The sequence below is a fragment of the Anoxybacillus sp. CHMUD genome (assembly GCF_013096965.1).
Lineage (GTDB): Bacteria > Bacillota > Bacilli > Bacillales > Anoxybacillaceae > Anoxybacillus > Anoxybacillus kestanbolensis_A.
Map to the genome: position 1 here is coordinate 81,127 of NZ_SDLG01000007.1, position 23,921 is coordinate 105,047.

General features: G+C 42.3%; 25 protein-coding genes, 1 pseudogene and 1 riboswitch. All 26 genes and pseudogenes read left to right on the forward strand.

Translation table 11 applies throughout. The features are described 5' to 3' along the window. Nucleotides 1–123: 123 nt before the first annotated feature. A complete protein-coding gene (locus tag ETB99_RS06760) occupies nt 124–2,502 on the forward strand; it encodes a 3-hydroxyacyl-CoA dehydrogenase/enoyl-CoA hydratase family protein (protein WP_171700258.1) in 2,379 nt (792 codons plus the stop codon). Between the two features lie 12 nt (nt 2,503–2,514). Next, nucleotides 2,515–3,687, forward strand: coding sequence for an acetyl-CoA C-acetyltransferase (locus ETB99_RS06765; protein WP_077429554.1), 1,173 nt, complete (start codon nt 2,515–2,517; stop codon nt 3,685–3,687). Between the two features lie 15 nt (nt 3,688–3,702). Next, complete coding sequence (locus ETB99_RS06770; RefSeq protein WP_077429555.1) at nt 3,703–5,484, forward strand: acyl-CoA dehydrogenase family protein; 1,782 nt, start codon at nt 3,703–3,705, stop codon at nt 5,482–5,484. Nucleotides 5,485–5,554: 70 nt separating this feature from the next. Continuing rightward, on the forward strand, nt 5,555–5,914 hold the full coding sequence (locus ETB99_RS06775; protein ID WP_077429556.1) for an arsenate reductase family protein: 360 nt from the start codon (nt 5,555–5,557) through the stop codon (nt 5,912–5,914). Nucleotides 5,915–5,971: 57 nt separating this feature from the next. Continuing rightward, the gene (gene gcvH, locus ETB99_RS06780) at nt 5,972–6,355 is read left to right on the forward strand and encodes a glycine cleavage system protein GcvH (protein WP_006322727.1); all 384 of its coding nucleotides are present in this window, start codon (nt 5,972–5,974) and stop codon (nt 6,353–6,355) included. Between the two features lie 34 nt (nt 6,356–6,389). Then, on the forward strand, nt 6,390–6,638 hold the full coding sequence (locus tag ETB99_RS06785) for a YusG family protein (protein WP_077429557.1): 249 nt from the start codon (nt 6,390–6,392) through the stop codon (nt 6,636–6,638). A 97-nt stretch (nt 6,639–6,735) separates the two neighbouring features. Next, nucleotides 6,736–7,083: a ribonuclease M5 gene (locus ETB99_RS06790; RefSeq protein WP_003398331.1), complete on the forward strand. Its 348-nt coding sequence runs from the start codon at nt 6,736–6,738 to the stop codon at nt 7,081–7,083. A gap of 8 nt (nt 7,084–7,091) precedes the next feature. Further along, nucleotides 7,092–7,361, forward strand: a complete 270-nt coding sequence (locus tag ETB99_RS06795) for a thioredoxin family protein (RefSeq protein WP_004892431.1) — start codon at nt 7,092–7,094, stop codon at nt 7,359–7,361. Between the two features lie 129 nt (nt 7,362–7,490). Further along, on the forward strand, nt 7,491–7,790 hold the full coding sequence (locus tag ETB99_RS06800) for a hypothetical protein (protein WP_035020823.1): 300 nt from the start codon (nt 7,491–7,493) through the stop codon (nt 7,788–7,790). Between the two features lie 64 nt (nt 7,791–7,854). Beyond that, nucleotides 7,855–9,147, forward strand: coding sequence for an O-acetylhomoserine aminocarboxypropyltransferase/cysteine synthase family protein (locus ETB99_RS06805; protein WP_171700259.1), 1,293 nt, complete (start codon nt 7,855–7,857; stop codon nt 9,145–9,147). Nucleotides 9,148–9,304: 157 nt separating this feature from the next. After that, nucleotides 9,305–9,410, forward strand: a riboswitch (SAM riboswitch). A 75-nt stretch (nt 9,411–9,485) separates the two neighbouring features. Then, complete coding sequence (locus tag ETB99_RS06810; protein ID WP_171700260.1) at nt 9,486–10,514, forward strand: methionine ABC transporter ATP-binding protein; 1,029 nt, start codon at nt 9,486–9,488, stop codon at nt 10,512–10,514. Then, on the forward strand, nt 10,504–11,172 hold the full coding sequence (locus ETB99_RS06815) for a methionine ABC transporter permease (RefSeq protein WP_077429561.1): 669 nt from the start codon (nt 10,504–10,506) through the stop codon (nt 11,170–11,172). Before ETB99_RS06810 ends, ETB99_RS06815 begins: the two co-directional genes overlap by 11 nt. A 16-nt stretch (nt 11,173–11,188) precedes the next feature. Beyond that, entirely contained in the window at nt 11,189–12,013 is an 825-nt protein-coding gene (locus ETB99_RS06820; protein WP_171700261.1) for a MetQ/NlpA family ABC transporter substrate-binding protein, read from the forward strand. 71 nt (nt 12,014–12,084) lie between these two features. Continuing rightward, nucleotides 12,085–12,430 (forward strand): annotated as a pseudogene (locus ETB99_RS06825) (carboxymuconolactone decarboxylase family protein). Between the two features lie 180 nt (nt 12,431–12,610). Next, nucleotides 12,611–13,390, forward strand: a complete 780-nt coding sequence (gene sufC / locus ETB99_RS06830; RefSeq protein ID WP_077429563.1) for a Fe-S cluster assembly ATPase SufC — start codon at nt 12,611–12,613, stop codon at nt 13,388–13,390. A gap of 15 nt (nt 13,391–13,405) precedes the next feature. Then, nucleotides 13,406–14,710: a Fe-S cluster assembly protein SufD gene (gene sufD, locus ETB99_RS06835; protein WP_171700262.1), complete on the forward strand. Its 1,305-nt coding sequence runs from the start codon at nt 13,406–13,408 to the stop codon at nt 14,708–14,710. Continuing rightward, on the forward strand, nt 14,710–15,930 hold the full coding sequence (locus tag ETB99_RS06840; protein ID WP_171700263.1) for a cysteine desulfurase: 1,221 nt from the start codon (nt 14,710–14,712) through the stop codon (nt 15,928–15,930). Before sufD ends, ETB99_RS06840 begins: the two co-directional genes overlap by 1 nt. Beyond that, nucleotides 15,920–16,360, forward strand: a complete 441-nt coding sequence (gene sufU, locus ETB99_RS06845) for a Fe-S cluster assembly sulfur transfer protein SufU (protein ID WP_055441462.1) — start codon at nt 15,920–15,922, stop codon at nt 16,358–16,360. Before ETB99_RS06840 ends, sufU begins: the two co-directional genes overlap by 11 nt. Nucleotides 16,361–16,382: 22 nt before the next feature. Further along, the gene (sufB, locus tag ETB99_RS06850) at nt 16,383–17,780 is read left to right on the forward strand and encodes a Fe-S cluster assembly protein SufB (protein WP_171700264.1); all 1,398 of its coding nucleotides are present in this window, start codon (nt 16,383–16,385) and stop codon (nt 17,778–17,780) included. Nucleotides 17,781–17,859: 79 nt separating this feature from the next. Next, complete coding sequence (locus ETB99_RS06855) at nt 17,860–18,708, forward strand: DUF72 domain-containing protein (RefSeq protein ID WP_128999748.1); 849 nt, start codon at nt 17,860–17,862, stop codon at nt 18,706–18,708. Between the two features lie 12 nt (nt 18,709–18,720). After that, the gene (locus ETB99_RS06860) at nt 18,721–19,539 is read left to right on the forward strand and encodes a sulfite exporter TauE/SafE family protein (RefSeq protein WP_128999749.1); all 819 of its coding nucleotides are present in this window, start codon (nt 18,721–18,723) and stop codon (nt 19,537–19,539) included. A 22-nt stretch (nt 19,540–19,561) separates the two neighbouring features. After that, the gene (locus ETB99_RS06865; RefSeq protein WP_128999750.1) at nt 19,562–20,953 is read left to right on the forward strand and encodes a bifunctional metallophosphatase/5'-nucleotidase; all 1,392 of its coding nucleotides are present in this window, start codon (nt 19,562–19,564) and stop codon (nt 20,951–20,953) included. 53 nt (nt 20,954–21,006) lie between these two features. Continuing rightward, on the forward strand, nt 21,007–21,309 hold the full coding sequence (locus ETB99_RS06870; RefSeq protein ID WP_077429567.1) for a YunC family protein: 303 nt from the start codon (nt 21,007–21,009) through the stop codon (nt 21,307–21,309). A 51-nt stretch (nt 21,310–21,360) separates the two neighbouring features. After that, nucleotides 21,361–22,107: a sporulation protein YunB gene (yunB, locus tag ETB99_RS06875; RefSeq protein ID WP_094240504.1), complete on the forward strand. Its 747-nt coding sequence runs from the start codon at nt 21,361–21,363 to the stop codon at nt 22,105–22,107. Between the two features lie 186 nt (nt 22,108–22,293). Beyond that, on the forward strand, nt 22,294–23,805 hold the full coding sequence (locus ETB99_RS06880) for a sodium-dependent transporter (protein ID WP_171700265.1): 1,512 nt from the start codon (nt 22,294–22,296) through the stop codon (nt 23,803–23,805). Further along, nucleotides 23,805–23,909, forward strand: a complete 105-nt coding sequence (locus ETB99_RS06885; RefSeq protein WP_009362251.1) for a methionine/alanine import family NSS transporter small subunit — start codon at nt 23,805–23,807, stop codon at nt 23,907–23,909. Before ETB99_RS06880 ends, ETB99_RS06885 begins: the two co-directional genes overlap by 1 nt. Nucleotides 23,910–23,921 lie beyond the last annotated feature (12 nt).

A 23,921-nucleotide genomic window follows, 5' to 3' on the forward strand; every position in this document is an offset into this window, starting at 1 on the left:
TGTCCTAAATCGTTGACAAAATTCGCTACATTTATTTGTTGCGAAAATTTAAAATATAATTTATATTTAAGATAAAGGAAAAATGAATGACCATTCATTCAATTCGGATAAGGGGGAACGAGCATGCGAATTAAAAAAGCAGCGGTTCTCGGTTCCGGAGTTATGGGATCGGGGATTGCGGCACATTTAGCGAACGTCGGTATTCCGACATTGTTGTTAGATATTATACCGAAAGAGTTGACAGCTGAAGAACAAGCAAAAGGATGGACGCTTGAACATAAACAAGTGCGCAATCGCATCGTCAATCAAGCGGTTCAACGTTTATTGAAACAAAAGCCAGCGCCACTTATGTCGAAAGCCAACTTAGCATTAATCGAAGTCGGTAACTTTGAAGATGACTTTCATCGCTTAGCCGAATGCGATTGGATTATTGAAGTCGTTGTTGAGCGGCTTGATGTGAAAAAAAGTGTGTTTGAAAAAGTGGATGAAGTCAGAAAGCAAGGAAGTATCGTCAGCTCAAACACGTCCGGCATTTCCATCGAAGCGATGGCCGAAGGACGCTCGGACGATTTTAAAAAGCACTTTTTAGGCACGCACTTTTTCAATCCACCGCGCTATTTAAAATTATTAGAAGTCATTCCGACAAAGCACACTGATCCAGCTGTTGTTACGTTTATGAAACAATTTGGTGAAAACGTGCTCGGTAAAGGGGTTGTGCTTGCGAAAGATACGCCAAACTTTATCGCCAATCGCATCGGTACGTACGGTTTGCTTGTGACGGTACGTGAAATGATGAAAGGCGGTTATAGTGTTGGCGAAGTCGATTCTGTGACAGGTCCATTAATCGGTCGTCCGAAAAGTGCAACGTTCCGCACGCTTGATGTCGTCGGTTTAGACACGTTTATTCATGTGGCCAACAACGTATTCGAAAAAGTAGAAGGTGAGGAAAAAGAAGCATTTACCGTTCCATCTTTTATGAAGACAATGGTTGAAAAAGGATGGCTCGGCAGCAAATCAGGGCAAGGATTTTTCTATAAAAAAGGAAAGGACATTTTTGAATTAAATTATGAAACGCTTGAGTATGAACCGACGAAAAAACTAAAGGCACCGTCCGTTGAAATGAGCAAACAAGCAAAAGGAACAGCGAATAAATTGAAAGCGCTTGTATATGCGAATGACCGTGCGGGGCAACTACTTTGGAACATTTTAAGCCCAACGTTATTATATTCTGCCAAGTTACTGGGAGAAATTGCAGATGATATCGTAGCGATTGACCGTGCGATGAAATGGGGCTTTGGTTGGGAGCTCGGTCCTTTTGAAACATGGGATGCAATTGGTGTGAGACAGTCTGTTGAAAAAATGAAAGCGGAAGGTCGTCAAGTACCATCGTGGGTTGAAGATATGCTTGCGAGCGGACACGAAACGTTTTATAAACACGAGCACGGTCGCGTGTCGTACTACGATCGTGGACAATATAAGCCGGTTGAAGAAAACGAAAAAGTCATTCACATTCATCGCTTAAAAGAACAAAAAGGGGTCATTAAGAAAAATAGTGGAGCAAGTTTAATTGACCTTGGTGACGATGTGGCGTTACTTGAATTTCACTCACCGAACAACGCCATTGGTTTTGACATCGTCCAAATGATTAACTACGCACTAGAAGAAGTCGATCGCAACTATAAAGGACTTGTCATCGGAAATCAAGGGAAAAACTTCTGTGTCGGTGCGAACCTTGCCATGATCTTAATGGAAGCACAAGATGATAACTATTTCGAAATTGAAATGGTCGTTCGTCAATTCCAACAAGCGATGATGAATATTAAATATAGCTCAAAACCGGTTGTCGTTGCGCCATTTGCGATGACGCTCGGCGGTGGAACGGAAATTTGCTTACCAGCTTCACGCATTCAGGCAGCTGCAGAAACATACATGGGGCTTGTTGAGGTAGGTGTCGGTCTCATTCCAGGCGGTGGTGGAAATAAAGAGCTATACATTAAACATTTAAGCTGCATGCCAAACGGTGTGGAATTTGATTTGCAAAAGGTTGCAAATAAAGTGTTTGAAACGATTGCGATGGCGAAAGTATCGACATCGGCAGCAGAAGCGCGTGAGTTAAATTTCTTAAATGCACAAGATGGTATTTCGATCAATGGTGATCATCTCATTCATGACGCAAAACAAGCTGTATTAGCGCTATATGAGAGCGGATACAAACCGCCGGTGCGTAAAAAAATTCCGGTTGTCGGGGAAACAGGGTATGCGACGTTACTACTTGGCGCTCAAGGTATGTATCATTCCGGTTACATTTCAGAGCACGATTTAAAAATTGCGAAAAAGCTTGCATACGTCATCGCTGGTGGAAACGTACCGTACGGAACAGAAGTGGACGAACAATATTTGCTTGATTTAGAGCGCGAAGCATTTTTAAGTCTTGTCGGTGAGCCGAAAACGCAAGCGCGCATGCAACATATGCTTCTCAAAGGAAAGCCGTTAAGAAACTAAGGGGGGATTGACGTGAAAGAAGCGGTCATCGTTGCCGGGGCGCGCACGCCTGTCGGCAAAGCGAAAAAAGGGACGTTAGCAAACGTCCGCCCGGATGATTTAGGGGCGATTGTTGTTAAAGAAACGTTGAAACGAGCAGGAAACTATGAAGGAAATATTGACGATCTCATTATCGGTTGTGCTATGCCAGAGGCAGAACAAGGATTAAATATTGCGCGCAACATTGGTGCGCTTGCTGGGTTACCGTATACAGTGCCAGCGATTACAATCAACCGTTATTGTTCATCGGGATTACAAGCGATCGCTTATGCGGCAGAAAGAATTATGCTTGGTCATGCAGATACGGTTATTGCTGGTGGCGTGGAGTCGATGAGCATGGTTCCGATGATGGGTCATGTCGTACGTCCGAACGTGAAGCTCGCAGAAAGTGCGCCAGAGTATTACATGTCGATGGGGCATACAGCTGAGCAAGTCGCGATGAAATATGGGGTGACGCGCGAAGAGCAAGATGCGTTTGCCGTTCGCAGCCATCAAAGAGCAGCAAAAGCGATTGCCGAAGGAAAATTTGTCGACGAAATTGTGCCGGTCGAAGTGACAGTCCGTCATATTGAAAACAATAAATTAGTAGAGAAAAAGATGACGTTTAGTCAAGACGAAGGAGTACGCCCAGATACAAATATGGAAACGCTCGCGAAGTTACGCCCTGCGTTTTCGGTAAACGGAACGGTAACAGCAGGAAACGCTTCACAAACGAGCGACGGAGCAGCTGCGGTGATGGTGATGGATCACGAAAAAGCGAAAGCGCTCGGGTTACAACCGCTTGGTAAATTCCGCTCGTTTGCTGTTGCAGGTGTTCCACCTGAAGTGATGGGTATCGGTCCGATTGCAGCCATTCCAAAGGCGCTTGAGCTTGCGGGCCTTGAGCTTTCTGATATCGGTTTAATTGAACTAAACGAGGCGTTCGCATCACAAGCAATTCAAGTCATTCGCGAACTCGGACTAGATGAAGAAAAAGTAAACGTGAACGGAGGAGCCATTGCTCTTGGGCATCCGCTCGGTTGTACAGGTGCAAAGCTAACATTGACGCTTTTACATGAAATGCGTCGTCGCAACGAACAATTTGGTATTGTCACGATGTGCATTGGCGGCGGCATGGGTGCTGCTGGCGTATTTGAATTATTATAAGAGGGGGAAATAATGATGGAAAAAACATTGAAAGTTGCACAAGGTGGTAGCTTTTTAATTGAAGATGTGTCACCAACGCAAGTGTTTACACCAGAGGATTTTACAGACGAACAAAAAATGATTGCCAAAACGACAGAAGAATTTGTCGTGAATGAAGTGTTGCCACAACTTGAACATTTAGAAAATCATGAGTTTGATCGTTCTGTTGCGCTTTTAAAACAAGCAGGTGAACTCGGATTGCTTGGTGCAGATGTGCCTGAAGAATATGGTGGATTAAGTTTAGATAAAATTAGCTCGGCATTAATTGCGGAAAAAATGTCGCGTGCCGGAGGTTTCTCGATTTCACACGGTGCACACGTCGGGATCGGTTCGCTTCCAATCGTCTTGTTCGGAACAGAGGAGCAAAAACAAAAATATTTACCAGCGCTTGCGACGGGTGAGAAAATTGCTGCATATGCGTTAACAGAGCCAGGTTCGGGTTCAGATGCGCTCGGTGCGAAAACGACGGCAAAACTCAATGCAGAAGGAACACATTACATTTTAAACGGGGAAAAACAATGGATTACAAACGCTGGGTTTGCCGATGTGTTTGTTGTATATGCGAAAGTAGACGGTGAACATTTCACAGCATTTATCGTCGAGCGCGATTTCCCTGGCGTATCGACAGGAGCAGAAGAAAAGAAAATGGGGATTAAAAGCTCATCGACGCGGACACTAATTTTACAAGATGCGCTCGTTCCGAAAGAAAATTTACTTGGCGAGATCGGCAAAGGGCACATCATTGCATTTAACATTTTAAATATCGGTCGTTACAAACTTGGCGTTGGTGCTGTTGGCGGAGCAAAACGTGCCCTAGAAGTGACGATTCAATACGCCAATCAACGTCAACAATTTAAAACACCAATTTCGAAATTTACATTAACACAAGAAAAATTAGCGACGATGGCGTCGAAATTGTATGCGGCAGAAAGCTCCGTCTACCGTACAGTCGGTTTATTTGAAGCGCGCATGGGACAGTTGACAGATGAACAAGCAAAAGACGGAAAGGAAACGGCAAAAGCGATTGCAGAATACGCGATCGAATGCTCTTTAAACAAAGTGTTTGCGACAGAAATGCTAGACTATATCGTCGATGAAGGGGTACAAATTCACGGTGGTTATGGTTTCATGCAAGAATACGAAATTGAACGCATGTATCGCGATTCACGTATTAACCGTATTTTTGAAGGAACGAACGAAATTAACCGTCTCCTCGTGCCAGGTATGTATTTGCGCAAGGCGATGAAAGGCGAATTGCCGCTTTTACAAAAAGCGCAACAATTACAAGAAGAATTAATGATGCTTATGCCAGAAGAAGTTGGCGATGGCGTGCTTGAACAAGAGAAGTACCTTGTCCGCAATGCGAAAAAAATCGCTTTAATGGTCGCGGGACTGGCGGCGCAAAAATTCGGTCCAAAACTTGAAAAAGAACAAGAAGTGCTCGTAAATATTGCAGACATCGTCAGCAACGTATACGCGATGGAGTCTGCGCTATTGCGTACGGAAAAAGCAATTGCGCAATCTGGCGTTGAGAAAAACAAACAAAAAGTATTGTATACACAAATTTTCTGCCAGGAAGCATTTAATGAAATTGAAGCGCATGCAAAAGAAACAATCGTCGCTGTTGAGCACGGTGACATGTTGCGTATGATGTTATCAGCATTGCGTAAATTAACACGTCATACGCCAATCAACATCATTGCGAAAAAGCGTGAGGCAGCGCAAGCACTAATTGAAGCTGAACGATATGTTGTGTAATAATGGAAGTACCAGGCGCATCGTCTGGTACTTTCGCTTTGTTATCGTAATATATAGATGAGGTGAGGAGATGGCGACATTTTATTGGTATCCAAAGTGCGGCACATGTCGCAAAGCAAAAAAATGGCTAGATGACAACAACATTTCTGTGCAAGCGATACATATTGTTGAACAGCCTCCGTCAAAAGAGCAGTTGCGGATGTTATATGAAAAAAGTGGGCTTGATTTAAAGAAATTTTTTAATACGAGCGGCATGAAGTATCGTGAACTTGGATTAAAAGACAAATTAAAAACGATGACAGAAGAAGACATGTTGCAATTGTTGTCATCAGACGGGATGTTAATCAAGCGTCCAATCATCACAAATGGCGAGCAAGTTATTGTCGGATTTGACGAACAAAAATATCACGAAATGTTTAAATTATCGTGAAATCATGACAAAAATCGTGTATGATGAAAAAGAAGATGATATGTTGGAGGGAAAACGATGAGCATTCCAAAAGAGCTACGTTATTCACAAGAACATGAATGGGTGCGTGTCGAAGGAAATACGGTTCGCATTGGGATTACGGACTTTGCCCAGTCAGAACTCGGCGATATCGTATTCGTTGAATTGCCAGAAGTGGGGGCACAACTCACAGCAAATGAGCCATTTGGTAGCGTGGAGTCAGTAAAAACCGTATCTGAATTATATGCTCCAATTAGCGGAAAAGTCGTAGCCGTGAACGAAGAGTTAAACGACAACCCAGAGTATGTAAACGAATCACCATATGATAAAGCGTGGATGATCGTCATTGAGCCAAGCGATTTAAGTGAAGTGGACAACCTATTAACGGCAGAACAATACGAACAAATGATTAACCAAGATTAAAAAAACAACTCACAGGGCACCCTACAACACAGGGGTGTCTTTTTTGTTAAAACAAAGAACAATCGATATTACAAAAGATGTTGTTGGGAAATTTAATGAAAACGGCAACTTTGAGCTGTTTTATGACAACGAATGTGTTGGAGAATTTGTTCAAGAAACGAATAAGTTAAAGTTAAAGCATGGATACCAACAACAAAACGGGCGTATTTTGAAAAGCGTAACAGTTACTGAACATCCAAACATGAAATATGTCGATTGTGATACAGAAGGTGGTTGGTGTTAAGGACAGCGACATCGCTGTCCTTTTGTATTGGATAAAAGGAGAAAAAGTGTGCGATCACGAATATAATATACATAAATGAATGTACAAGGTGATGACGATGGCGATTGTAGAGGTAGAAAAAGTAATTATTGTTGAAGGGCGCTCAGATAAAAAGAAAATCGAGAGTATTATTAGTGAACCGGTAGAAATTATTTGTACGAACGGAACGCTTGGTACCGCCAAACTTGATGAATTAATCGATGCTTTGTACGATAAAGAAGTGTACATTTTAGTCGATTCCGATGAAGCAGGAGAAAAACTGCGCCGTCAACTTCGCCGTGAATTTCCACAAGCTGAGCATTTATACGTCGATAAAATGTATCGTGAAGTCGCAGCAGCTCCGAAGCATCATATTGCGGTCGTGTTATTAAGTGCAAATATCGATGTACACGCACAATATTTATAGAAAGTTGTGTGATCGTTGTGAAAGTTGTCTATATGTACACGCCATTATGTGGAACATGTCAAGTGGCAAGTCGAATGGTTGATGTACTTGAGCAGTTATTGCCATCTGTTACATTTGAACGTCAAGATTTAAACTACGTGCCGGACAAAGCGGTTGAGTGGTGCATCGAAAGCGTTCCGTGTTTACTTATTTTTCAACATGATAAACTTGTACAAAAAATATATGCTTTTCATTCTGTTCCATATTTATACGAAACGTTGCGAAAGCTGGCTGAATAAAGCCAGCTTTCGACATATTTCTTGGGAAATTGACGAGGAAACGAGACATTTGTCGAGCGTTTATAGCAGGAACTACTCGCATTTATATGGAAACAATGGATATGAGAAATATGGGACGGGGGCGATTGAATGAACATGTTAGCGCCGATTTTGCCGAATGACTGTTTATATATTCAACTACAATGGGAGAGTCGAGAAGTATTATTATGCATATCGAAAGAAGGTATTCGTCGCGTAGAAGAGGTAGATGGAGAGCGAGTCATTACGATTCGTGGTTCGGCACAGGCGATTATGTCGCTATTGCAAGGGTCTTTAAAACTACAGCAACAACTGCGATTAAACGAATTGTCCGTCACAGCATCGTTTCGTCACATTTTATTGTTAGAGTCGATCTTTTTCCTTGCCAAGCCGTATGATGTTGTTCGTTGACGAGCAATATGTATCGTGTTAAAATTCTAAATATTCACAAATTATTACATGTGGGGGAGAAACGATGAAATTTGAAACGATTGCTGTGCACGGTGGCTTGCAAACGGATCCAGTAACGAAAGCGCGTGCAGTGCCAATTTATCAATCGAATGCGTATTTGTTTGATAACACAGAGCATGCGGCCAATTTGTTTGCGTTAAAGGAAGCTGGGTACATTTATACGCGCATTCATAATCCGACGGTAACGGTGTTTGAAGAGCGTGTCGCTCAACTTGAAGGGGGCATTGGTGCTTTAGCGGTAGCGAGCGGCATGGCTGCTATTACGATGGCAATATTAAACGTCGCTCAAGCGGGAGATGATATTGTTTCTGCTTCGACGTTATATGGGGGAACGTACAATTTGTTTGCGAATACGTTGCCGAAATACGGCATTACAACACATTTTGTCGATCCGTCTGATCCAGAAAATTTCCGTGCGGCAATTACACCAAAAACGAAAGCGATTTTTGCTGAAACAATTGGCAACCCAAGCCTGCATGTGTTAGACATTGAGGCAGTTGCGGAAATTGCGCATGAAGCAGGCATTCCGTTGATTATTGACAACACGTTTGCGACGCCATACCTTTGCCGGCCAATCGAACACGGAGCGGATATTGTTATTCATTCGGCAACGAAATGGTTGCTTGGTAACGGAACGACGTTAGGTGGTATCATTGTCGATGGTGGAAAATTTGATTGGAATTCGCCGAAGTTTCCAGCGTTTACGGCGCCAGATCCAAGTTACCATAATCTCGTATACGCAGACATCGGTGCGGCGGCGTATATCGTCAAAGCACGCGTGCAGTTGTTACGTGACTTAGGACCGGCGATTAGCCCGTTCAACGCCTTCCAGTTTAATTTAGGGCTAGAGACGTTGCATGTCCGCATGAAAGAACATATTGCCAATACGAGAAAAATCGTCGAGTATTTGGACAACCATCCAGCAGTCCATTGGGTGTTGTACCCTGAACATGACAATCATCCAGCAAAAGAGCTAGCGAAAAAATATATGCCAAAAGGGGCAGGAGCAGTCGTTGTCTTCGGCATTCAAGGTGGCCGTGAAGCAGGGGCTACGTTAATTAACAACGTTAAGCTTTGGTCACATGTGGCAAACGTCGGCGATGCAAAAAGTTTAATTATTCATCCTGCAAGTACAACGCATCAACAGTTAAGTTCAGAAGATTTGAAAGCATCCGGCGTAACAGAAGATATGATTCGTTTATCGGTCGGTATTGAAAATGTCGATGATTTAATTGAAGACTTAGAACAGGCGATTGAAGCGGCGACAGGGGTACGGTCGATGTATTCGGATGTGTAGCGTGTTAGTTGTATATAGCTAGCACGTTTATCTATGTCAAAAAATTTTTATTATTTTTCGTTGACACCGTCCTTCTTTCGATGATATACTCACTCTTGTAGTTTAAAATGATCCTTAAACATATTAAAACGTTAACTGAATAAAGCGTTTAAAAGCGCTCTTATCAAGAGAGGTGGAGGGATGTGCCCGATGAAACCCGGCAACCGTCAGCGCTGCTGAAATGGTGCCAATTCACACAAAGCGTTTGCTTTGAGAGATAAGAGACAGAATGGACGATTCGCGCCTTTCTGTTCTCTTGAGCAGAAAGGCTTTTTTCATGGAAGGAAGGTGACAGCAACGTGATCACATTATCGAATGTAACAAAAGTGTACAAAGCAGCAAGTGGGAATGTAACGGCAGTCGATCATGTGAATTTGCATATCGAACAAGGAGAAATTTTCGGTATCATCGGTTATAGTGGAGCAGGGAAAAGCTCGCTCATTCGGTTATTGAACGGATTAGAAAAGCCGACGAGCGGTGAAGTGATTGTTGATGGGAAAGATATGGGGAAAATTAGCGGGAAGCAGTTACGCCAAGCGCGCCAACAAATCGGCATGATTTTTCAACATTTTAATTTGCTTTGGTCACGAACCGTGCGCGAAAATATTGCTTTTCCGTTAGAAATTGCTGGCGTGACGAAAGAAGAACGGATGAAGCGTGTCGATGAACTTATTCAACTCGTCGGTTTACAAGGGAGAGAAAATGCGTATCCATCGCAACTGAGCGGCGGACAAAAGCAACGCGTTGGCATTGCACGCGCATTAGCGAACAATCCGAAAGTGCTGTTATGCGATGAAGCAACATCGGCGCTTGATCCGCAAACGACCGACTCAATTTTAGACTTGCTTGTTGATATTAATAAACGTCTCGGTTTAACGATCGTATTAATTACACACGAGATGCACGTGATTCGCAAAATTTGTGATCGCGTTGCGGTCATGGAAAACGGAAAAATTGTCGAAATGGGCGAAGTGCTTCACGTATTCCGCAAGCCAGAACAGCCGATTACAAAACGATTTGTTCAGCAAGTGACAGAGCCGGAAGAAACGAAAGAAGCGATGTTGCATCTTCTTGAACGATATCCGAATGGTAAAGTTGTTCAACTGACATTCGTTGGTGAAGCAGCTGAGCAACCGCTCATCACACAACTCATTCGTCAATTCGATTTAAATATAAATATTTTACAAGGGAAAATTTCGCAGACACATCACGGAGCATACGGGGTGTTGTTCATTCATTTAGACGGTGCGAATGAGGAGATTGAGCGAGCGCTCGCTTTTATTCGCCAGCAAGAAGTTGAAGTGGAGGTGTTGGCGAATGTTCAATGAACTATTTCCGAACGTCGTTTGGGATAAAATATGGGCGGCCACGACGGAAACGTTGTATATGACCGCCGTCTCCGTTGTCGCAACGTTTGTGCTTGGTATTTTACTCGGATTGTTGTTGTTTTTAACGTCTAAGGGAAACATATGGGAAAATCGTTTTATTAACGGTGTGATCGCATCGTTCGTCAACATTTTTCGTTCCATTCCGTTCATTATTTTAATTATTTTGCTCATTCCATTTACGAAACTTGTTGTTGGTACAATTCTTGGAGCGAATGCTGCGCTACCGGCACTCATTATCGGGGCCGCTCCGTTTTATGCACGCATGGTTGAAATTGCGCTTCGTGAAATTGATAAAGGTGTCATTGAAGCGGCAAAAGCGATGGGGGCAACGACAGCAACAATTATTTGGAAAGTGCTTCTCCCTGAAGCGTTGCCAGCACTTGTATCTGGTATTACAGTTACAGCGATCGCGCTCGTTGGTTATACAGCGATGGCAGGAGTTGTCGGTGCTGGGGGGCTTGGAAACTTAGCGTATTTAGAAGGGTTTCAACGTGACAATAACGACGTCACGTTCGTTGCAACAGTGCTCATTTTAGTCATCGTCTTTATCATTCAGTTTATTGGTGACCTTGTCACTTCTAAAATAGATAAACGATAAAAGGAGGAAGAAACAAATGAAAAAATGGATCTCTTTACTTGTTGCTGCAGTTGTTGTATTAGCGCTCGCTGCTTGCGGAAAAAGCGAAAGTGCCGAAGAAAAGACGAATAAGCTTGTCGTTGGGGCATCAAACGTGCCACATGCCGAAATTTTAGAAAAAGCAAAACCGATTTTAAAAGAAAAAGGAATCGAATTAGAAATTGTGACGTTCCAAGATTACGTGTTACCAAACAAAGCATTAGCGGATAAAGAGTTAGATGCAAACTATTTCCAACACATTCCTTATTTAGAATCTCAAATGAAAGAACATGGCTATGACTTTGTGAATGCAGGCGGTATTCATATTGAGCCGATTGGCGTATATTCAAAAAAATACAAAAGTCTTGAAGAGCTACCAAACGGTGCAAAAATCATTATGAGTAACTCTGTTGCTGATCACGGTCGTATTTTATCGATGCTTGAAGAAAAAGGACTAATTAAATTAAAAGATGGTGTCGATAAGACGAAAGCAACAATTGATGACATTGTTGAAAATCCGAAAAATTTAGTATTTGAAGCGGATGTTGAGGCAGGATTGCTTCCGCAAGTGTATAAAAATGATGAAGGAGATGCGGTATTAATTAACGCAAACTATGCGTTAGATGCCGGATTAGATCCAGCAAAAGATCCGATTGCGGTTGAGTCGCCAGAAAACAACCCATACGTGAACATTATCGCGGTTCGTAAAGGTGATGAAAACCGTAAAGAAATTCAGACGCTTGTTGAAGTGTTGCAATCAAAGGAAATTCAAGACTTCATTTTACAAAAATATAATGGTGCTGTTATTCCAGCAACGAAATAAGGATGTCCATTCGGGCGTCCTTTTATATTTTCTCGAAAACGACGCATGATAAAAAGGAAGGAGGAGTGCATATGTCGATAGAACAATGTTTACACGAATATAAGCAAGGGTTAGGCACCGTTCACACAACAAATGCCTCATGTTGGACGAGCGTTTAACGCATTTACGGAAGCTTGCTTCGTCGAAGGGGAGCTATCAAAAAAGAAAAACAACTCATCGCACTAGCGATTAGTGTCGCTAAACAAGATGAATATTGTACCATTTATCATATTGAAAGGGTGCATCGATGAAGGGGCGACAGAGAAAGAAATATTTGAAGCGTGTGCTGTCGCATCTGCTTTAGCTGGAGGGGCGACGATGAGCCAGTCCGTTACGCTCGTTCGACAATGTGTCAATGAATTTACTCGCATGCATTAAAGGGTAGGGGGTTCCCCACCTGTTTTACATATATGATAAAACAAGCAAACTTTAGAAACAAAAAAGTATCAAAATGCTTGCAATAAGGTTGCTAATACTTTTCATCTGTTATAAAATTGTAATGAGAATAAAATGAGAATTACGTTTCATGAACATAAGCGAAACTGGAGGTATTTTTTTATGGCAACATTAACAATTAAAGATCTTCACGTTGCAATTGACGGAAAAGAAATTTTAAAAGGGGTTAACCTTGAAATTAAAGGTGGCGAGTTCCATGCGATCATGGGGCCGAACGGAACGGGAAAATCGACATTATCGGCGGCGATTATGGGCCATCCAAAATATGAAGTAACAAAAGGAAGCATTACATTAGATGGTCAAGATGTATTAGAAATGGAAGTAGATGAGCGCGCTCGTGCTGGGCTATTTTTAGCGATGCAATATCCGAGCGAAATTAGCGGTGTAACAAATGCGGATTTCCTTCGCTCAGCAATTAACGCACGTCGCGGAGAAGGAAATGAAATTTCATTAATGAAATTTATCCGTCAATTAGATGAAAAAATGGCGTTTTTAGAAATGAATCCAGATATGGCGCATCGTTATTTAAACGAAGGATTTTCAGGTGGAGAGAAAAAGAGAAACGAAATTTTACAATTAATGATGTTACAACCAAAAATTGCTATTTTAGATGAAATTGATTCCGGTCTTGATATCGATGCATTAAAAGTTGTCGCAAAAGGTGTAAATGACATGCGCAATAGCGACTTTGGCTGTTTAATCATTACGCACTATCAGCGTTTATTAAACTACATTACGCCAGATTACGTGCATGTTATGATGCAAGGACGCATCGTGAAATCTGGTGGTCCAGAGTTAGCACAACGTCTTGAGGCTGAAGGATACGATTGGATTAAAAAAGAGCTAGGCATTGAAGATGAAGTCGTCGAGCAAGAAGCGTAAGCGTTAGGAGGATTTGTGATGATTGAGACGAAACTACCATTCGACCAACAGTATGTCCGCTCTTTTTCTGAAGGGCGTGGAGAACCGGACTGGCTTTTAAACGTTCGCTTACAAGCTCTTGCGCAAGCTGAACAACTTCCTTTACCGAAGCCAGATAAAACGAAAATTGATCGTTGGAACTTTACACAATTTTCTACTCATCTCGTTGAAAGCGCACCGCTTTCTTCGCTAGAAGAGCTACCTGAACAAGTAAAAGTGCTCATCGATATAGCTGAGGAGCAAAAAAACGTATATGTTCAGCGAGATCATACATGTGCATACGTATCGCTTGCTGATGAATTAAAAGAAAAAGGTGTTGTTTTCACAGACTTAGCAACAGCTGTTCGCGAACATAGCGACCTTGTGGAAAAATATTTTATGGACGGCGTCAAAGTAAATGAGCACCGTCTTACTGCCCTTCATGCTGCGCTTGTTAACGGTGGAGTGTTCGTATATGTGCCAAAGCATGTGCAAATCGACGTTCCTTTGCAGGCGGTATATGTCCATGAAAAGGCGGAAGCGTTATTTAACCATGTCATTATCGTTGCGGATGTCGGTAGCAAAGTGACGTATGTTGAAAACTATATTTCAACATGTGAACGTTCCGAAGCGATCGTGAACATCATTGCTGAAGTGTTTGCATTAGACGATGCGCAAGTATTTTTTGGCGCTGTGGACAGTTTAGCGAAAGGGACGACGACATACGTAAACCGCCGCGGTATCACAGGTCGTCATGCACGCATTGAATGGGCGCTCGGCTTAATGAATGACGGGAATACGATTTCAGAAAACGTGACGCGCCTCATTGGTGATGGGTCGCTTGGCGATACGAAGACGGTCGTTGTGGGCCGCGGTGAGCAAGTGCAAAACTTTACAACGAGCGTGATTCATTACGGCAAGCATACGGAAGGATACATTTTAAAACATGGCGTAGTCAAAGATGAAGCAACATCTATTTTTAATGGTATTGGTAAAATTGAGCATGGGGCATCGAAATCAAATGCAGAGCAAGAATCACGCGTGCTTATGTTAAGTCCGAAAGCGCGTGGCGACGCCAACCCAATTTTATTAATTGATGAAGATGATGTTACAGCAGGCCACGCTGCATCTGTCGGTCGTGTTGATCCGACGCAACTATATTATTTAATGAGCCGCGGCATTCCGAAAGTAGAAGCTGAGCGATTAATTATTCACGGCTTTTTAGCACCTGTCGTTAATGAAATTCCTATTGAGCGTGTGAAAAAACAATTAATTGAAGTGATCGAAAGGAAAGTTAAATGATGAACGTAAAAGAACTTCGTCAACTATTCCCGATTTTAGATCAACAAGTAAACGGCAAGCCGCTCGTTTATTTAGATAGCGCAGCGACTTCTCAAAAGCCGTTGCCTGTCATTGAAGCGATTGACAACTATTATCGGCAATACAATTCGAACGTTCATCGCGGCGTGCATACGCTCGGTACGAAGGCAACCGACGCATACGAAGGGGCTCGTGAAAAAGTGCGCCGCTTCATTGGTGCCGCTTCGACGGAAGAAATTATTTTTACGCGTGGGACGACAACGGCCATTAACTTAGTGGCGGCAAGTTACGGTCGCGCAAACGTGCGCGAAGGCGATGAAATCGTCATTACGTATATGGAGCACCATAGTAACATTATCCCCTGGCAACAAGTTGCTAAACAAACAGGTGCGACATTAAAATATATTCCGCTTCAGCCTGACGGAACGATTCGTTTAGAAGATGTCGAACAAACAGTCACGCCAAACACGAAAATTGTAGCTGTCATGCACGTATCCAACGTGCTCGGTACAATCAACCCAGTAAAAGAAATTGCACAAATTGCCCATAAGCACGGCGCTGTCATGGTCGTTGACGGAGCACAAAGCACGCCGCACATGAAAGTAGATGTGCAAGATATTGACTGCGATTTTTATGCGTTTTCGGGACATAAAATGTGCGGACCGACAGGCATTGGCGTGTTATACGGTAAAAAGCGCTTGCTTGAGCAAATGGAGCCTGTGGAATTCGGCGGGGAAATGATTGATTTTGTTGGGTTGTACGAGTCAACATGGAAAGAGCTTCCGTGGAAATTTGAGGGTGGTACACCAATTATCGCAGGAGCGATTGGTTTAGGAGCGGCGATTGATTTTCTTGAGCAAGTCGGGTTAGACCATATCACTGAGCATGAACATCGTTTAGCGCAATATGCGCTTGAACAGCTTGCGACGATTGATGGATTGACGATTTACGGTCCGAAAGCGCGTGCAGGGCTTGTGACATTTAATATTGACGGTGTGCATCCGCACGATGTTGCGACCGTCTTAGATGCGGAAGGTATTGCTGTTCGTGCTGGTCACCATTGTGCGCAACCACTTATGAAGTGGCTAAACGTGACGGCAACTGCACGCGCAAGCTTTTATTTGTACAACACAGAAGAGGAAATTGATGCACTCGTTTCAGCATTAAAGAAAACGAAGGAGTATTTCAGCTATGTCTTTTAATAGCCATTTAGATACGTTGTATCGACAAGTCATTATGGATCATTATAAAAACCCGAGAAATCGTGGTGTGTTAGAAGGGGAACACGTCGATATCAACATGAACAACCCGACGTGTGGCGACCGTATTCATTTAACGTTAAAAGTAGAAGGCGGAAAAATTGTCGATGCGAAGTTTGAAGGAGAGGGCTGCTCTATTTCGATGTCCTCCGCATCGATGATGACGGAGGCGATTAAAGGAAAAACGATTGAAGAGGCGCTCAAGCTATCAACGATTTTTTCCGACATGATGCAAGGAAAAGATTATGATGATTCGATTGATTTAGGTGATATTGAAGCACTTCAAGGTGTATCGAAATTTCCAGCTCGCATTAAATGTGCAACGTTAGCGTGGAAAGCGATGGAAAAAGGATTGCATGAGCAACAAGGCTAGTCATAAAAAGGAGGCGAACGAGATGGCGAAAAAAATGCCAGAAATCGGTGAATATAAGTACGGTTTCGCCGATAAAGACGTATCTGTATTCCGCGCTGAGCGCGGATTAACGCGTGAAATTGTTGAAGAAATTTCACGCATGAAAAATGAGCCAGAGTGGATGCTTGAATTTCGCTTGAAATCTTTAGATATTTTTTACAGCATGCCGATGCCGCAATGGGGTGGCGATTTATCAAGCTTAGATTTCGATGAAATTACGTATTACGTTAAACCTTCAGAAAAATCTGGGCGCTCATGGGATGAAGTACCAGAAGAAATTAAAGCGACGTTCGATAAGCTCGGTATTCCAGAAGCAGAACAAAAATATTTAGCAGGGGTATCGGCTCAATACGAATCAGAAGTTGTATACCACAACATGAAAGAAGACCTTGAGAAATTAGGTGTCATTTTTAAAGACACAGACTCGGCGCTAAAAGAAAACGAAGATTTGTTCCGCGAGCATTGGGCGAAAGTCGTTCCGCCGACGGATAATAAATTTGCGGCACTCAACTCAGCCGTTTGGTCGGGTGGTTCGTTCATTTACGTACCAAAAGGTGTAAAAGTTGATACGCCATTGCAAGCGTATTTCCGCATTAACTCTGAAAATATGGGACAGTTTGAACGGACGTTAATTATCGTCGACGAAGGGGCACACGTTCACTATGTTGAAGGCTGTACGGCGCCTGTCTATACGACAAACTCCCTTCATAGCGCCGTCGTTGAAATTATCGTGAAAAAAGGCGCGTATTGCCGTTATACGACGATTCAAAACTGGGCAAACAACGTCTTCAACCTCGTGACAAAACGTGCAGTTTGTGAAGAAAACGCGACGATGGAATGGATTGACGGAAATATCGGATCAAAGTTAACGATGAAATATCCAGCAGTTATTTTAAAAGGAGAAGGTGCGCGTGGTTTGACACTTTCGATTGCGATTGCTGGAAAAGGACAACATCAAGACGCAGGTGCAAAAATGATTCACTTAGCACCAAATACGTCATCAACGATCGTATCCAAATCGATTTCGAAACAAGGCGGAAAAGTCACATATCGCGGTATCGTTCATTTCGGACGGAAGGCGGACGGATCGCGTTCAAATATTGAGTGCGATACACTTATCATGGATAATCAATCAACATCTGATACAATTCCATATAACGAAATTTTAAACGACAACATTTCGCTTGAACATGAAGCGAAAGTGTCGAAAGTATCAGAAGAACAATTATTCTATCTGATGAGCCGCGGTATTTCCGAACAAGAAGCAACAGAAATGATCGTAATGGGCTTTATCGAGCCGTTTACAAGAGAATTGCCGATGGAATATGCGGTTGAAATGAACCGTCTCATTAAGTTTGAAATGGAAGGTAGTATTGGTTAATGAACAGCTGATGATCTGTGCTATGCAGGTCATCGGCTTTTTTTGTATGTTATGGTAAGATAAAATGTAGGTGATGAAGATGATTTATGTCGGATTAACAGGTTGGGGCGATCATGATAGTTTATATCCGTCTCGACTTGCGTCAAAAGATAAGCTACAAGCGTATGCCGCTTATTTTCCAACGGTTGAGGTTGATGCGTATTTTTATGCGATTCAACCGCGCCAGAACGTTGAAAAATGGATGGCGGAAACGCCTGCGTCATTCCAATTTGTCGTGAAAGCGTATCAAGGAATGACAGGGCATCAACGTGGTGACATTCCATATGCAAACAAAGACGAGATGTTTACTGCATTTTTACAATCGATTGAGCCATTTCAAGAAGGAAATAAGCTTGCGATGGTGTTATTTCAATTTCCACCTTGGTTCGATTGTAAAAAAGAACATGTTTACTATTTGCGTTGGTGCCGGGAGCGAATGGGGAATGTTCCTGTGGCACTTGAATTTCGTCATCAATCTTGGTTTTCCCCTCCGTTTTACGAAAAGACGTTGCGTTTTATGGAAGAAGAGCGCTGGATCCATAGCATTTGCGATGAACCGCAAGCGGGGGAAGGATCGGTACCGACTGTTTTGCATCCAACAGATCCAAATAAAACGCTCATTCGTCTACACGGACGCAACGTAGCTGGTTGGAATAAACGAGATGACGAAAATTGGCGTGCCGTTCGTTATTTATATCGATACAACGAGCAAGAGTTGCAAGAATGGGTAAAACATATTCGTCTGTTACAAACGAAATGTGAACATATTTACGTGTTGTTTAACAACAATTCGGGCGGTGATGCCGCTCATAATGCAAAACAGCTCTTGCAGATGTTAAGTATTGAGTATACGGACTTAGCGCCACGGCAATTAGATTTGTTTTCATAATGGGGGATGAAAATGGAATATATACTTCTTTTAGTGGTCGGTTTTTTAGCAGGAACGATCGGCAGTCTTGTCGGTTTAGGGGGAGGGGTCATTATCGTTCCCGCGCTTCTTTTTTTAAGCACCGCACATGTATTGCCAGCGATTTCACCACAAATGGCGGTTGGTACATCGCTTGTCGTCATTATTTTTAATGGATTGTCGTCAACTTTAACATATATGAAGCATAAAATGGTGGACTATAAAAGCGGCTTGTTTTTTTTCATCGGTAGTGGACCGGGGGCAATGCTTGGTGCATGGGTAAATCAACATGTGCATATGCAACATTTTTCGCTTTACTTTGGACTGTTTTTAATTGCTGTTTCATTTTTGCTTATGTTTCAATCGCGTTTTTCACCGCGTGCAACACGAACGTTTCCTATTATGCGCACATATGTCACGAACGAAGGAGAGGAAGTGACATACGGCTATAATCCGTTCATCGCTACGGTCATTGCGTTTATTGTTGGCTTTGTCGGCGGGTTTTTTGGCATTGGTGGCGGTTCGCTCATGGTGCCTGCGATGATGTTATTGTTTTTATTTCCTCCTCATGTGGCGGTAGCGACATCGATGTTTATCGTCTTTTTGTCATCCATTGTTAGCTCATCGACACATGTATGGATGGGAAATGTCGCATGGACGTTTGCATTTGCGCTCATTCCGGGCGTATGGGTCGGTGCAAAATGTGGCGCATGGCTTAATCGGAGACTAAAAGGAAAAACAGTTGTGACGCTATTGCGGATCGTACTCATTTTACTTGGGGTTCGTTTAATCGTGCAAGGACTTGGCTGGTAAAGGGAAAGGTGTGTTGCAAACATTGAAAGAGACGATACATATTTATCATACAAACGATGTGCATAGCCATTTTGAACGATGGCCGAAAATTGTTCGTTATTTTCAAAGCGAGAGAAGAAGGCATAAGAAAAATCACGAGCATATGGTTTTGCTTGATATAGGTGATTTTATTGATCGGTTTCATCCATTGACAGAAGCATCAGACGGAAAAGCAAATGTCATTCTTTTAAACGATGCAGCATACGATGCGGTCACAATTGGAAACAATGAAGGAATTACACTGAGTCATAAACAGCTCGATACGTTATATGCACATGCTAAATTCCCTGTGATTGTTGCGAACGTTTTTTATGAAAACGGAGAACGTCCACATTGGATGAAACCGCATGTCATCATGACGTTCGGGTGTGTTCGTGTGGCGTTCATTGGGGTGACCGTTCCGTTTCAGACGTTTTATGAGCTACTTGGATGGCGTGTTGCGGATCCATTTGAGACGGTCGCTCAGCTTGTGGAAGAGCTTTCGGAAAAAGTGGATGCGATCGTTTTATTATCTCACTTAGGCGTAAATGATGACGAAAAAATGGCAGAAATGTTCCCACAATTGACATCGATTTTAGGTGGTCATACCCATCATGTATTTGAGCAAGGAAAATGGGTGAATGAAACGTTGCTCTGTGGAGCGGGGAAATTCGGTCATTATGTTGGGCATGTCACGTTGACGATCGATCAAAAAAGTCGAAAAGTAGATATGAAGGCGCATGTACAACATACGGAAGCGTTAGAATATGAATGCGAAGAAACAAAACAAAAATTAAATGATATGATTGCACAATCTGCTCGTGCGTTGGCTCAGCCGATTGTACAATTGCCAGAGACGCTATATATTGATTGGTTTGCCCCGTCTCCATTGGCAACCATTCTTGCGCAAGCGTTAAATGAATGGTGTGAAGGTGATGTAGCGATGGTGAATGCCGGGGTGCTACTGTCTTCTCTCGAAAAAGGTGTTGTGACGAAAGGAGACATTCACCGCATTTGTCCACATCCGATTAATCCATGCAAAGTATATTTGCGAGGGAGCGAGTTAAAAGAAGTCATTTTACAAGCGGAAACTGAACAAATGAAACAGTTACGTCTGAAAGGATTTGGATTTCGTGGAGAAGTAATGGGACAAATGGTGTATGACCGCATTACTGTTGAAAAAGAACAACTGATAGATGGTCAAGCACACGTGCGCCGCATTTTGATTCATCATCAGCCAATTGAAGAACAAAAAACGTATGCGGTGGCGACAATTGATATGTTTACGTTCGGACATTTATATCCAGAAATATATCGAGCGAAAAAACAATATTATATGCCAGAAATGTTGCGTGATGTGCTTGCGTGGAAGCTAAAAAACATGTATCAATCGTAGGCACCCTTCGTTCCTTTATTCATACATTGAATAAAGGAAAGGAGCGTGAACATATGATTGAGGTAAAACCGTTATGGATTAACGGAGAACCGTTTACAGCGATTTCTGTTCAGTTGCCTAAAACAACGTTATTAGCTGTTGCAAATGATAAAGGATACATTATGTGCGGGGCGTTAGATGTAGCGCTGTTAAACGAAAAATTGCGTGATCGCGGTATTATCGCAGGAAGAGCAGTAGGAGTGCGAACAATTGACCAACTGTTAGAAGCACCGCTTGAGTCTGTCACTTTTGCGGCTGAACAATTAGGGATCTCACGTGGAATGAAAGGAAAAGACGCTTTGCTTCTCATGAAATAAAATAATAATCCCCTGCTTGATCGCATACATATAGCGTGAGAGGGGGGATTTTTGTTGTATCAGCAACTACGCAAAAGAAGAAAACCGCTACCCGTCCGCTATATATTTTTAATAACGTTCGTTTTTTTTATTATTTCGACTGTTGCGAGCCTTTGGTTCATTAATAGAGGGATTGAACCCACGCTTATGGCGATCGCCGAGAAAGAAACACGCCGCCTAGCGAACTTAGTGATAAACAATGCGATTAATCAACAAATCGCTGAGGACGATTTCAACGTCGAAAACTTTATTAAAATTGAAAAAGATGGGCAAGGAAAAATTTCGGCTATTGACTTTAATGCAACAGTAGTCAATCGTGTGTTAGCCAAAACGACAAACCGCGTACAGCGAAATTTAAAAGCAGCATCGGAAGGAAAACTATCCGCGCTTGAGTTTCCAGACGTTCAAATCGAAACAGAAAAAGAACAAGGAATCATTTATTATATCCCGCTCGGACAAGCAACAAATAACGTACTATTAGGAAATTTAGGACCACGTATTCCAGTTCGTTTTTATGTTATTGGGGATGTTCATTCAGATGTAAATAAAAATATCCGTCCGTTCGGCATAAATAATGCTTTAATAGAAATAGCAATTCATATCGAAGTAAATGTGCAAATTATTATTCCATTTGCAACAAAAACAGCAACGATTCAAAGTGACATCCCTGTGGCTATCCAAATTATTCAAGGCGAAGTTCCACAGTTTTATAATCAAGGTGGAGATGGGAATACGTCCATTGAACTTCCTGTTAAATAATAAAAATTCTTAAAATTTTATTTTTTGAAATATTATTTTGACGAAAGACCTGTCCGTTGATATACTTAAAATTAAAATGAAACAAAAAAAGTCTGAAAAATTAAAATAATCGAACAAGGAGGTGCTCATATTTTTTCTACGTGACCATATAAAAAAGTTCGGAAAGACTAAGGAGGTAATCTTACTATGGAAAATCGTCAACAATGGGGCACGCGTGCTGGTTTTATTTTAGCAGCAGCTGGCTCGGCAATTGGATTAGGGAACATTTGGAGGTTTCCGGCTGTCGCGTATGAAAATGGTGGAGGAGCGTTCTTCTTCCCGTACTTATTCGCTTTATTAACGGCAGGCATTCCAATTCTTATATTGGAATTTACGCTCGGACATAAGTATCGTGGTTCAGCGCCATTAACGTTTGCTCGCCTAAGCAAAGGAGCGGAATGGATCGGTTGGTGGCAAGTACTTATTTCATTCGTTATTTCAACGTATTATTCCGTTGTTATTGCTTGGGCGATGTCTTACACGTATTTCGCTTTTACGTCGAAGTGGGGAGAAGATACAGAAGGCTTCTTATTCGGTGAGTATTTAAAATTAGCAGAAACGCCAGGTACGTTCGGCAGTTTAGTTCCAGCTGTCCTTATTCCGCTTCTTCTTGTTTGGATTATTAACTTGGCGGTTTTATATAAAGGTGTTCGTAAAGGAATTGAAGCAGCAAATAAAATTTTCTTGCCAACGCTCGTTGTTTTATTCTTTATTATCGTCGTTCGCGCGGTTACGCTCGATGGGGCAGTTGAAGGATTGAACGCATTTTTTAAGCCAAATTGGGATCAAATTATGAACGGAAAAGTATGGCTTGCTGCATATAGCCAAATTTTCTTTAGCTTATCGATTTCATTCGCTATTATGATTACTTATTCGAGCTATTTACCAAAAAAATCAGATATTACAAACAACGCATTTATTACCGGTTTTGCAAACTCCGGATTCGAGTTATTAGCTGGTATTGGCGTATTTGGCGTACTCGGTTTTTTAGCTCACCAACAGGGTGTAGCAGTAAGCGAAGTCGTTAAAGGGGGCGTCGGGTTAGCGTTTGTTGTCTTCCCGCAAATTATTAACCAATTTCCAGCGTTTAATGAATTTTTCGGCGTGTTATTTTTCCTTTCGCTAACGTTAGCTGGCTTGACATCTCTCATTTCCATTTCGGAAACATATGTAGCGGCATTTCAAGAAAAGTTTGGTATTTCTCGCTCGAAAGCCGTTCTTGGTGGCGGCGGATTAGCGGCGTTAATCGCGCTCGTGTTTGCAACAAACGGTGGATTATATTTCTTAGATGTGGTCGACTATTTTATTAATAACTTCGGTGTTGCGCTTGTCGGTCTAATTGAAGTGATTGTTATCGCATGGGTGTTAAAACAACTCGATGCGCTTCAAACACATGCAAACAGTGTATCAGATATTATGGTAGGTGCGTGGTGGAAAGTTTCGCTCTCCGTGATCACACCGGTTGTACTAGGCTATATGATGTTTGATAGCATTAAAACGAACGTGAAAGAAAATTATGGTGGGTACGATACACTATTTGTTGTGAAGTATGGTTGGACGATTGCGGCACTCGTTATCGTTCTCGGTTTTGTCCTTTCAGTAAAACGTTGGAGAGATGGTGTATTGTCCGTTCCAACGGATAAGGAGGTTTCGAGCTGATGGAAACAAGTGCATTGATTATGATGCTTGTTGGCATGGTTATTATTTGGGGAGGTTTTGCAGCGAGCGTCGCTCATGCAGTGAAGAAAAGCCGTCAATCATAAAAAAGATGAGGG